We start from the raw sequence: 11,047 nt of genomic DNA on the forward strand, positions 1-11,047 counted from the left end.
AGCACGAAATCTTCGGGCGCCGCCCAATTGACCAGATATGCCTGAACCTCCGCGCCGTCGAAGCGCCCGGCGGTCAGGTCGTCTTCGGTATCGCCGCCGCACTCAGGGCGCCGAAGGCCTCGCTGTTGTCGACCGACAGCCCGGTCGTCTGCTGAAGCGATCGCGCGGTCATGCCGGTGTCGGCACGGCAGGCCACCCCATCGACCTGAAGGTCCCGGTCGTGGTCGGTAAATCCAAGAACCAGCCCGTCGCGGCGCCGCACCGTCCAGGCGCGGCAGACCGTGCTAGTACCGGTCGCAAGATGCGACAGCAGGGCTTCCTTGCTCACAGCCGCACCTCCACAATGGGAACATTGGGAACATCCCCCGCGCGGAACGACGCGACCGAGGACTGGATCGCATCCGTGTCAAAGCGAACCGGCACGTCGAATTCGAACCCCGCCGTGACACGGGTGCCCAGGTCCGGCGCAAGCGTGAAGGTCACCTCGCCGGTTTCCGGGTTCGCCGTGAACTCCTGCGACTCGATCTTCTGATCCCCGGCCACAGCAACCAGAACCGTGCCCGTAACCGGCTTGCGGATCGGACGCGAATACTCCTGCAAGCCCGACACATAGGTCTTCCGCAACTGGAAGACCTTCGTCTCTCCATCACCGATTCCGATCAGCTGGTCATCGGGCGCCGGGGTCTCAAGCGGAGCGCAGGATTTGAAGTCCGACCAGTCCTTCCAGCGAAAGCCGTGCAACTGTCCCGCGCGGGCCTCGAAGAAGGCGACAAGCGTCTCGACGTCGTTCAGCGACCGCAATCCGACACCTGCATCGTAGCGCCGGCGTGAATGGGCCCAAGGGCTGTTCCGCTCCTCGAACCCGTTCGCCAGGGTGACGATCTCGGTTCGCCGTTCGGGGCCACCGACCGACCCGAAGCTCAGGTTCGCCGGGAAGCGTATCTCGTGAAATGCCATTTCGTCCCTCACCGATTGCGCTGGCCGCGCGACAGGGCGCGGCTGACCTGGGCCACAACCTGAGACTGGCTGCGCTGGAAACCCTGGACGTCCGGCGTCGTGATGTTCATCACCACGCTCACCGCCCTGCCCCCGCCCGCTTGCACCCCCAGCCGTCCATCCGGTCCCCGCGCCAGCGGCATGATCGCCTCGGGGCCGGCCTCGCCCATCAGGCCGCGTCCGCCCCGCATCGGGAAGGTCGTGGGGGCGCCGACGATGCCGCCCTTGGCAAAGGGCATCACCCTGCCCTGGCTGAACGCCCCGCCATTGGCAAAGGGCATTCCCGCCCCCATGGCCCCGGCCACGCCCTGCGCCAGAAGACCGCCCAGCGCGCCCGTCACCGGCTTGATCGCGATGGAGTAGATCGTGTCTACGATGGTGTTCGCGACCGACTTCAGCGCGTCGTTCAGCTTCATTCCGTCGAAGACCAGCCCGTCGAATGCCTTCCGCAACCCCCCGCTGATGCCACTCGACAGCGTGTTCACCTCGCGGCCGGTGAAGATCATCGTCTCCCGCATCCGCGCCAGTTCCCCGTCGAACGCCGCCACCATCGACACCGAAGAGCTCATCTGCGCCTCAAGCGCCTGAAGCTGCTCCTGCATCGTTCCGATATCCGCCATCGCGCTCATCCTTCCTCACATCAGGGAACGCCGCTGCCAGCTCCGCCAGCCGCGCGCGTGTCAGGGGCGGGACCAGACCCTCCCGCCCCAGCATGATCTTCAATTCCACCGGTGTGAGCCGCCAGAAGACCGCGGGCTCCAGCCCCAGCCCGTGCAGTCCCGCCTGCATCAGGCCCGGCCAGTCGATGCCGCTCATGGCTCGTCCGGCAGGGCGAAGGCCCGTGCCAGCAGTTCCGCCGCCGCCCGTGCCGCCTCGACCGGCCCACCACCGATCTCGACCCGCAACAGGTCCGCCGCCTGCCCCTGCCAGCCTCCCCCACGAAGCCCCGCGACGATCAAGGCCAGCACATCCCGTGTCGAGAACCGCCGCTCCTCGAACCGCTGCACCAAGTCCAGAAGCGACCCCGTCTCCAGCACCTCCTCCAGTTCGGCCAGCGCGCCCAGCGTCAGCTTCGCCACATGGCGCTGGCCATCCAGCCAGATCGCCACCTCGCCCGCCCAGGGGTTCGCCATGTCAAAGCGCCGTGAAGGTCAGCGCACCCGCCGAGGCCATCGCCATCTCGTAGGTCGCCTCGTCGTTGTGACTGCCGGAGTATTCGATCGAGGTGATCTGGAACGGCCCCTCGATCACGCCAAAGCTCGGGATCACCACCTGAAAATCCGGGATCTCGCCGTTGAAGAACACCTGCCGCGCGCGTTCGTCGGTGTTCTCGTCCCGGAACACGCCCGAGCCCGAGATCGCCGCTGACTTCACCCCTGCCCCGGCCAGCAGCTCGCGCCAGCCGCCCTGGCTTTCCAGACTGGTGACATCCACCGATTCCGTGTTGAAGCTGATCCGCGTGGCCCTCAACCCCGCGATGGTGACGAACTGGCCGTCCCCCGTCTGGTCGATCTTGATCAGCAGATCCTTGCCGCTTTGCACAGCCATGTTCGCTCTCCGTATGAAAGGGGTTGGGCGGGCGCTAAAGCTGTACGCGCGCCCGGAAGGTCAGGTCGATCCGCCGCGTCTCGCCCTCTTCGATCCGCCGGGCGCTGGCCCGGACGAAGAACAGGCTCACCAGCTGCCCCCGGCTCAGGGACAAAGGCGCCCCGATCAGCGCGTCCGAGATGTCGGCGGCAATCGTCTTGATCGACAGGAACCCCGTCGCATCGGTGATCACGCTGATCACCAGTTGATGCTCGGCCCCCGCGCCCGACTTGTCGGACTGGTCACGCGCCTCCTCGGGGCCGATCAGCACGAAGGTTCCCGTCACGTTCGGCGGCACCGCGTCATGGATCGCCACGCCTGACAAGGCAGGCCAGGTCGAAAGCCGCTGGAATACCGCCGTCTGCAAGGCGGGTGCTGCACCATAGCTCATTTCGGCCCCTCCTCCCGGACGAAACAGGTCAGATAGCGACCGGACGGGTCGCGCTCCGTCACCGCCTGGATCAGGAACAGCCGCTCGCCCTCTCGAAACCTCTGCCCGGCTTTCGGGCGGGATGCCGAACCCGTCGGAGCACCTCGCACCGTCACGCGATAGGGCACCGCCGACAGCATCCGCTCCTCGCCCAGCGTGTCGCTGCCCGATCCCGGCAGGATCTCGGCCCACAGCTTGCCCACTGCCGCCCATACGACGGTGAAGCCACCGGCACCGTCCGGTGTGCGGACCACGCCTTCCAGCACCAGCGCGCGATTCAGATGGGGCGCGTTCATTTTCGGCCCCCGCCCAAAATACGTACCGTGCGCCAGCGCTCGATCAGCGTCACCACGCCGAAGGGCAGCCCCGCCGCCTGCGCACCGTCGTCATGCCGGTGCTCGTAGAACTCGCCGGCCAGAAGCAGCACCGCCTGCCGCAGATCCACGGGAATATCGGTCCAGGCCGCGCCAAAGCCCACCTCGAACACCACCCTGGCCGACCCCCCGCTGGGGATGGTCGGCAGCGCGCTTCCCTTCCCCGCCAGCCGCGGACGATGCAGGTCCTTGACCAGCCGGTAGACCGCCCCCGGCACCAGAACCTCTCCCCCCGCCGCATCGACCAGCGTCACGCTCACGACACCCGTCACCGGGGCCACCGGCAGCGCCTGCTCCTCGTCCCGCCAGCACTCCAGCACCCAAAGGAAGCGGCGCTGGAAAAGCATCTTTCCGATCCGCCCCTCGATGGCTGCCAGGGCGGCGCGAAGATAGGTCTCGATCAGCCCGTCCTGCAGCCCGTCATCGGCAAAGCCGCTGCCCATCCGCAGATGGTCCTTCATCTCTTCCACCGGCAGTGCCGCCAGGGGCACCTGAGTTTCTTCGGTCAACATCATGATCAGATCTCCGCCCGCGGCCGGGCAATTGCTGAATGCAAGGCACGGGGAAAGGCCCGGCCCCCGCAGGGACCGGGCCGAAACGTCACGACACCGCGATCTTCAGAAGCTTGATCGCCGCATAGTCGGTGATGTCGCCGCCCACGCGCTTGTTGGCGTAGAAAAGGACGTTGGGCTTGGCCGAGAACGGATCGCGCAGGATGCGCAGGTCCGGCCGCTCCGCGATGGTATAGGCAGAGCGGAAGTCACCGAAGGCGACGGCATAGGCGCCCGCCGCGATGTCGGGCATGTCTTCCGACACGACGACCCGATAGCCCATCAGGCGCGAAGGCTCGCCCGCCGCCAGACCGTCCGACCACAGGAAGCGGCCATCGGCATCCTTCATCTTGCGCACCGCGCCCACGGTCTTCGAGTTCATCACGAAGCTGCCGTTCGCCCGGTAGTCCGCGCCCAGCGCATAGACCAGGTTGATGATGCAATCCGCCGCGTTGGTGGTGGCAAAATCCGCCGCAGCACCCGTTGGAACATAGCCGATGTTGCCCCAGGTCCAGGAGGCGTTCGCGACCTTTGTCGGGAGGAGGATACCCTTCGGCTTGTCCACGCCGTCGCCGTTGATGAAGGCCGCAGCCTCGGCGCGGATGAAGCGGGTGGCGATCTTCTCGGCAAGCCACCCCTCCACGTCGAAGGCGCTGTCGTCCAGCAGGCGCTGGCTGGCCTTCGGCATCGCCGCCAGCTCGTGCAGCTTGATCGAGATGCGCTCGATCACCGGCGTCGCGGTCTCGGAGGTGGCAGCCGCCTCGGTCGCCCAACCCGACCCCACTTCGCTACGATCCACGATCACGTCGAACGAGGTCGCCTCGACCTGCACCACATTCGCCACCGACCGCAGCGACGAAGTCGACAAGAGCAGCGACTGGATACGGTCCGCCGTCTGCGGGTCGACCAGATAGCCGCCATCGGCGGCCACCGCACTCGACATCGCCTTGCCTTCCAGGGTCAGGCCACGCAGGCCGTCATCGTCGCCCGACCGCAGATAGGCGTTGAACGCCTTCTGATGCGGGGCTTCCACCTCCGCGCGGGCCGAAAGCGCCGGGCGGCCATAGGACATCGTCTTTGCGTTCAGCATGGTCAGTCGCTCTTCCTGATGTTTCAGCGTTGATTTCACTTCGTCCTGAAAGCTGCTGAATTCCTTCAGGAAACCGGCCATGGCGGCCTTGGCCTCTTCGGCCGGTGATTGGGCGGGGGACAAACCTTCCCCGGCCCGAGACTTGGTCTCGGTCATTGACGCTTTCCTTCTTTCACTGATGGAACGGCTCGCGCTATCGCCCGGCCAGACTGCGGCGCGCGTCCTCGAAGGCCGCCGCGATATGCCGCCAGCCGTCGTCCAGAGCTTCCGCCTTGGCCGCGACCCGCGCTTCGGGAAGCATCGGGAATGTCACCAGAGACACCTCCCAAAGCTCCAGCTCCGACAACAGGCGCTGGCCCTTGCCGTCGCGTTCCGCCTTGACCGTGCGATAGCCGATGGACAACCCGTCGATGGCCCCCGCCTGGACCAGAGCCGCCACTTCGCGCCCCCGCTCCACCTCGGTCAAGATGCGCCCCTTGACCCACAGGCCCGTGGCATCCTCGCGCACCTCGTCCCAGACGCCGATCGGTTGGCCCGGATCATGCTGCCACAGCATCTTGACCCTGCCGCCCCGCGCCGCCAGCCGCTTCAGGCTCGCCGCATAGGCGCCCCTCTGCACGATATCGCCGCCTTGGTCCGCCTTGCCGAAAAGCGAGGCATAGCCTTCAACCACATGCCCCTCGCGCACCACCAGCCCCGTCTCGGGCCGGTGGAACTTGCGCTCGGGCGCTCCCCACCCTTGGCTACAGTCTTCCGTCATCGCCTCACCTCATAGAAGCCTGGATGACCGTCTCGGCCATCTGTGCCAACAGGAACGCCGCCACCCCATAGACGCCGACCCAGATCCGTTTCTCCAGCCGCTCCAGCGTCGCCTCGATCAGCCCCAGCCGATACTCCAGCCCCGCCCAGCGCTCGTTCGCGACCCGCTCGTTCGCCTCGATCCGCGCCGACGCCGCATCGAAGCTTTCGTAGAGGAACCGCGAGCCCCCCTCGGACCGCCGCGCCGTCATTCCCCCTCCGCGAACTTGGGCAGGCCCAGCAGCATTCGCTTCTCCGCCACCGTCAGGAACTCCGCCGCCGCGACCCGCGCCCATTGCTGGTCCCGCTCGCTCGCCAGGGCGGGCACCTGATCCAGGTCCGGCCTCAGCTCCACCGCTTCGCCCGCGAATCCCGCCAGCCAATGCGCCAGATCGGCCAGCACCTTGGTCGCCAGCGGCAACACCGTCAGACGGAAGAAGGCCCGGTTCGCCTCCTGATAGTTGGAATAGGTCGCATCCCCCGGTATCCCCAGCAGCATCGGCGGCACCCCGAAGGCAATCGCGATCTCCCGCGCCGCCGCTTCCTTGGTCTTCTGGAACTCCATGTCCGAAGGCGAGAACCCCATCGGCTTCCAGTCGAGCCCCCCCTCCAGCAGCATCGGCCGCCCGGCATTCCGCGCGCCCTGATGGTGCGCCTCCATCTCGCTCACCAGCCGCTCGTACTGGTCGGAAGACAGCGAAGCCGCCCCGTCCGCCCCCTTGTAGACGATGGCCCCCGAGGGCCGCGCCGCGTTGTCCAGCAGCGCCTTTGACCAGGACGACGCCGAGTTGTGCACATCCACCGCCACCGCCGCCGCCTGCATGGGCGAGAATCCGTAGTGATCGTCCTGCGGATGGAAGGTCTTCAGATGGCAGATCGGGCTCATCTCGCCAGTCACGTCATAGCGGTGCGTCCGCCCGCCGACCGTATAGTCATAGGCCACCGGCCAGCCGTCCGCCCCCGGCACAAGGTTCATCCGGTCCGACCGCAGCACATGCAGCTCTCCCGGCATCGCGCCAGCGCCTGGCACCGCCTCGACATAGGCGTTCCCCGCCAGCAGCAGATAGCCGTAAACCGCCTCCAGAAACTCCGCCTTCCCCTGAGCGCCATTCGGGCGGCCGATCAGCTCCAGCACCGGATGCAGGTCGAACCGCTGCGCGCTGGTCTGGCAGATCAGCGGCAGCGCCGCCGCCGCCTCGGCGATCAGCCGCACAACACGGAAGCCCACCGGATTGCCCTGAAACCCGGTCCGCGTCAGGCTGGCGGCATCCCGCGGGCTCCAGGCCACGCGGCCCGCATTGCCCCAGGCGATCACCCGACCCACGGCCGAGGCCTTGCGTTCCGGAACCGCCGTCCCCGGCGCCTTCCGCAGAAAATCGAACACCATCTCGCGCTCCTTCGTGCCTCGGGCAGCGCCCGACCATCCGGGCTGCCTGAAGCGCCCGGTCATATGACCTTGAAATGCCGGAGATTCCCTAAAGCGACCGAACGCTCGGCCGCAGTCCATGCAACGGGGTCAGCATCAGGTCGGTCAGCGCCCAGACCAGCGCATCCAGCCGGTCGGGCGAGCCCGTGCCCTGCCAGCCCACCCCCGTCATCCGGCAGAGCTGCTCTTCCAGCAGCGCCAGCCCCCGGACATGGCTTACCCGGCCCTGCTCGTACAGGGCCGCCACCGGCTCGGCCCGCAGCATCTTCGACCGTGTCGCATGGACGCCCCGGAACGGCACCAGCGGATCGATCATCCGGACCAGCCGCTCCACCAGGTCGCCACCCTGGTTGACCTCGGCCACCAGCCGGTCCGCCCCATGCCGCTCCATTGCCGCCAGCGCCGCCCGGGCCCAACCCTCCGGCGTCGCCCCCTTGACCGAGGCATCTTCCAGCACCACCGCGCGCCAATCCTTCGGTTCGCCCCGCGTATCCGCGGCGACGACTACGATCCCGCATTCATCGCTCGACTTCATGCTGGTCACGGGCGGGTCCACCGCCACCACCACCCTGTTGAACACGGGCACCTCGTCCACCCGCGCCGCCTCCAGCATCGCAGAGGTCCAGAGCGCCCCCTCCGCATCTTCGACCAGCACTCCCTCCAGCTCCTGCCGACCGAACTTGGTGCCGCCATAGCGGTTCTGCACTTCGGCCAGGAAGCTTTCCGCCAGATAGGCCCGGTTCGCCTCGGTCGGCGCATGCGTCACGACCGAGGACGGGTTCTTCAAAATCGCCTTCAGCACGCCCACGTTGCGCGGGGTCGTCGTCACCACCGCCTGCGGATTCTTCCCCAGGCGCAGCGCGAACTGCAACTGGTCCCAGGCATCGCCGCCCTTCTTCCACTTGCCCAGCTCGTCCGCCCAGGCCGCATCGAATTGCGGGCCCCGCATCGCCTCAGGCTCATGCGCCGAGAAGACCTGCGCCACCGCCCCGTTCGCCCACAGAAGCTGCGACTTCGACGCCTGCCATTCCGGTTTCCGGTCCGGCGGCGAACAGGCGATGATCCCGCTCTCGCCCAGAACCATCACCTCGCGCACCTGGTCCACGGTCTCGCCGACCAGCGCCACGCGCTTGCACCGCCCAGGGTCCGCAGGCCCCGCGCCCTCCACCTGCGCCCGCACCCATTCCGCCCCGGCCCGCGTCTTGCCCGCGCCTCTGCCACCCATGATGACCCAGGTCTTCCAGGCCCCCCGCGGCGGCAGCTGGTGCGGCAGCGCCCAGAACTCGAACACCCAGGGCAGCGCCAGAAGCGCGTTCTGGCTCAGCCCGGACAGAAACTCATCCACCTCCTCCGGCGTTGCGGAGGCAAGCCAGGCGGCGCCCGATCTCAGCTCGGGCCTCGTCAAAGTCGAGCGCCCCTCCGGCTCCGACGTGGCCGGCAATCTGCTTGCGGAGTTGGTCAACTTTTCCCCTTTCCTGCAACACGACCAGAGCCGTCGCGCGGAGATCGCGGATGGCTGTCTGGGCCGCCTTCACTTCGTTGAATTCCCCGGCGCTGAGCGCGCTGATGGTGCGTTGCAGCTCCATCACGGTCAGTGCGTAGAAGTTTTCCGTCGCCCCCAGCAGATCCTCTGGCGTGGGAGCTTCCCCCGTGAACCTCACCGTCATCTAGTCCGACACCCCTCATGCCGCCCCCGCACGAGAGAAATGAAAAAGCGGCCAGCGGGGTCGCCCCCGGGCCGCTTCGACACTTCTTCTAGCATGCCACGATACCTACATCGGACCGCGCGGAAAGTCAAGCACAAAACTAAATACAATCAAATGCTTACCGCGCGCAGACTTCACGCTTGGTTAACCATCACTCGCCCTGCACGCCGCCTTCCTCCGCGGCTCCCCGCTCCGCCTCGATCCTGCGCCACTTGGCGACATTCTCGTTATGCGCCTCCAGCGTCTTGGCAAAGGCGTGCCCGCCGCTGCCGTCGGCCACGAAGAACAGGTAGTCCGTCTGCTCCGGGTTCACCGCCGCCTTGATCGCCTCGGCTCCGGGATTGGCGATGGGGGTCGGAGGCAAGCCATTGATCACATAGGTATTGTAAGGCGTCTCGCGCCGCAGCTCGCTCTGCCGCAGGCCCCGGCCCAGCACGCCCTCGCCCTTGGTGATGCCGTAGATCACCGTCGGGTCGGTCTGCAGCCGCATACCTTGCTGCAGCCGGTTGATGAAGACGCTTGCCACCCGGGCCCGCTCTTCCGCGACCCCGGTTTCCTTCTCGACGATGGAGGCCATGATCAGCGCCTCTTCCGGCGTGTCATAAGGCAAGCCTTCCGACCGCCCGGCCCAGGCCTTGGCCAGGATCGCCGACTGCCGCGCCGTCATCTCGGCGATCAGCGCTCCGCGCTCCGTGCCGCGCTGGACCTCATAACCGCCCGGCGCCACCGAGCCCTCGGGCGGCACCGTTTCCAGCGGGCCTTGCAGGAAATCCGCCTTCTTCAGCGCATCCGCGATCTGCCAGCTGGTCACGCCCTCGGCCACCGTCACCCGGAAGACAAGCGCCGGATCGTCCGACACCTCAAGGTACTCCGCCGGCAGCGGGTTGGCCCCGGCATCGAAGCGCGCCACTTCGGTATAGCTGTTCGAGGCGAGGTCGAGCTCGCTCAGCACCACATCCGATTTCGTTACCCCGATCCGGTAGTTGATATCCCGCCCACAGGTCGACTTGCCCGTCGCCGTGATCGCTTCCAGCACCTCGGACATGCTGGCCTTGGCGGGAACCATGTAGCTCCCGAATTTCAGGTCGCCCGCCCGGTCGGCATATTCCGCCCCGATCCGGAAGATGCGGGCGTCGGTGATCGCGCCGCGCTCCTCCAGGTTGCGGCTGACCGCAGACAGGCTGGCGCCCCGCTCCACCTCCAGGCAGATCGGCTGGGCCAGCGGTCCCGCCGCGAAGAACTCGTTCCGCCCCCAGGCCACCAGCGCCGCCATCGCGATCAGGATCACGATGAACAGCGTCAGCGCGTTCGAGGCGATGGACCGCCACATCGCTCAGCGCACCTTGCCGAGAACGAGGCTCGCGTTCGTGCCGCCGAAGCCAAAGCTGTTCGACAACGCCACGTCGATCTTGCGCTTCACCGCCTTGTTCGGGGCGAGGTCCAGCTTCGGCGCCACTGCCGGATTGTCCAGGTTGATCGTCGGCGGGGCCACCTGATCCCGCAGCGCCAGCACGCAGAAGATCGCCTCCACCGCGCCCGCCGCCCCCAGAAGGTGCCCGATGGACGACTTGGTCGACGACATGGTGGCGTTGGGGGCATGGTCGCCCAGAAGCCGCTCCACCGCGCCCAGTTCGATGGTGTCGGCCATCGTCGAGGTTCCATGGGCGTTGATGTAGTCGATGTCCTTCGGCTCCAGCCCCGCCCGCTTCAGCGCCGCGGCCATCGAGCGGAATCCGCCATCCCCGTCCTCGCTGGGCGCGGTGATGTGGTAGGCGTCGCCCGAGAGCCCGTAGCCCAGCACCTCGCAGTAGATCTTCGCGCCGCGGGCCTTGGCGTGCTCGTATTCCTCCAGCACGACCACTCCGGCCCCCTCGCCCATCACGAACCCGTCGCGGTCGGCGTCATAGGGGCGGCTGGCCTTCTCCGGCGTGTCAGCCCGCTTGGTCGACAGCGCCTTGCAGGCGTTGAACCCGGCGATGCCGATCTCGCTGATCGGGCTTTCCGTCCCGCCCGCGACCATCACGTCGGCATCCCCCCACATGATCAGCCGCGCCGCGTCGCCGATGGCATGGGCGCCGGTCGAGCAGGC

The 11,047-nt window shown here is 67.3% G+C and carries 16 protein-coding genes and 1 pseudogene; all 17 read right to left on the minus strand.

The features are described from left to right. A pseudogene (locus V7Q39_RS15050) lies at nt 1-328 on the minus strand (DUF2163 domain-containing protein); the annotation flags it as partial. Then, nucleotides 325-957, minus strand: a complete 633-nt coding sequence (locus V7Q39_RS15055) for a DUF2460 domain-containing protein (protein WP_333817426.1) — start codon at nt 955-957, stop codon at nt 325-327. The gene V7Q39_RS15055 and the pseudogene V7Q39_RS15050, both read right to left, overlap by 4 nt. A gap of 8 nt (nt 958-965) precedes the next feature. Then, nucleotides 966-1,616: a phage tail tape measure protein gene (locus tag V7Q39_RS15060; protein ID WP_333817427.1), complete on the minus strand. Its 651-nt coding sequence runs from the start codon at nt 1,614-1,616 to the stop codon at nt 966-968. Continuing rightward, complete coding sequence (locus tag V7Q39_RS15065; protein WP_333817428.1) at nt 1,573-1,812, minus strand: rcc01693 family protein; 240 nt, start codon at nt 1,810-1,812, stop codon at nt 1,573-1,575. Before V7Q39_RS15065 ends, V7Q39_RS15060 begins: the two co-directional genes overlap by 44 nt. After that, nucleotides 1,809-2,129 (minus strand): gene transfer agent family protein, encoded by a 321-nt coding sequence (locus tag V7Q39_RS15070; protein WP_333817429.1) that lies wholly within the window; start codon nt 2,127-2,129, stop codon nt 1,809-1,811. The genes V7Q39_RS15065 and V7Q39_RS15070 overlap by 4 nt, the downstream gene beginning before the upstream one ends. Nucleotide 2,130: 1 nt before the next feature. Further along, nucleotides 2,131-2,544 (minus strand): phage major tail protein, TP901-1 family, encoded by a 414-nt coding sequence (locus V7Q39_RS15075; RefSeq protein ID WP_333817430.1) that lies wholly within the window; start codon nt 2,542-2,544, stop codon nt 2,131-2,133. A 34-nt stretch (nt 2,545-2,578) separates the two neighbouring features. Further along, nucleotides 2,579-2,974 carry a DUF3168 domain-containing protein gene (locus tag V7Q39_RS15080; RefSeq protein WP_333817431.1) on the minus strand — a complete coding sequence of 132 codons (396 nt, stop codon included), beginning with the start codon at nt 2,972-2,974 and terminating at the stop codon, nt 2,579-2,581. Continuing rightward, nucleotides 2,971-3,309: a head-tail adaptor protein gene (locus tag V7Q39_RS15085; RefSeq protein ID WP_333817432.1), complete on the minus strand. Its 339-nt coding sequence runs from the start codon at nt 3,307-3,309 to the stop codon at nt 2,971-2,973. The genes V7Q39_RS15080 and V7Q39_RS15085 overlap by 4 nt, the downstream gene beginning before the upstream one ends. After that, nucleotides 3,306-3,902: a head-tail connector protein gene (locus tag V7Q39_RS15090; protein WP_333817433.1), complete on the minus strand. Its 597-nt coding sequence runs from the start codon at nt 3,900-3,902 to the stop codon at nt 3,306-3,308. The genes V7Q39_RS15085 and V7Q39_RS15090 overlap by 4 nt, the downstream gene beginning before the upstream one ends. An 85-nt stretch (nt 3,903-3,987) precedes the next feature. After that, on the minus strand, nt 3,988-5,184 hold the full coding sequence (locus V7Q39_RS15095) for a phage major capsid protein (protein WP_333817434.1): 1,197 nt from the start codon (nt 5,182-5,184) through the stop codon (nt 3,988-3,990). A gap of 37 nt (nt 5,185-5,221) precedes the next feature. After that, entirely contained in the window at nt 5,222-5,788 is a 567-nt protein-coding gene (locus V7Q39_RS15100) for an HK97 family phage prohead protease (protein ID WP_333817435.1), read from the minus strand. Between the two features lie 4 nt (nt 5,789-5,792). Continuing rightward, nucleotides 5,793-6,038, minus strand: a complete 246-nt coding sequence (locus V7Q39_RS15105) for a GTA head formation protein, RCAP_rcc01685 family (RefSeq protein WP_333817436.1) — start codon at nt 6,036-6,038, stop codon at nt 5,793-5,795. Further along, the gene (locus V7Q39_RS15110) at nt 6,035-7,213 is read right to left on the minus strand and encodes a phage portal protein (protein ID WP_333817437.1); all 1,179 of its coding nucleotides are present in this window, start codon (nt 7,211-7,213) and stop codon (nt 6,035-6,037) included. Before V7Q39_RS15110 ends, V7Q39_RS15105 begins: the two co-directional genes overlap by 4 nt. Nucleotides 7,214-7,301: 88 nt before the next feature. Then, nucleotides 7,302-8,597 (minus strand): DNA-packaging protein, encoded by a 1,296-nt coding sequence (locus V7Q39_RS15115; RefSeq protein ID WP_333817438.1) that lies wholly within the window; start codon nt 8,595-8,597, stop codon nt 7,302-7,304. After that, entirely contained in the window at nt 8,590-8,919 is a 330-nt protein-coding gene (locus V7Q39_RS15120) for a hypothetical protein (RefSeq protein ID WP_333817439.1), read from the minus strand. Before V7Q39_RS15120 ends, V7Q39_RS15115 begins: the two co-directional genes overlap by 8 nt. A gap of 190 nt (nt 8,920-9,109) precedes the next feature. Next, on the minus strand, nt 9,110-10,288 hold the full coding sequence (gene mltG, locus V7Q39_RS15125; protein ID WP_333817440.1) for an endolytic transglycosylase MltG: 1,179 nt from the start codon (nt 10,286-10,288) through the stop codon (nt 9,110-9,112). Nucleotides 10,289-10,291: 3 nt separating this feature from the next. After that, nucleotides 10,292-11,047: beta-ketoacyl-ACP synthase II (locus V7Q39_RS15130; RefSeq protein ID WP_333817441.1), on the minus strand; the 756-nt coding region annotated here is incomplete at its 5' end.

The sequence above is a fragment of the Tabrizicola sp. genome (genome assembly GCF_036781545.1).
Taxonomy (GTDB): Bacteria; Pseudomonadota; Alphaproteobacteria; order Rhodobacterales; family Rhodobacteraceae; genus Tabrizicola.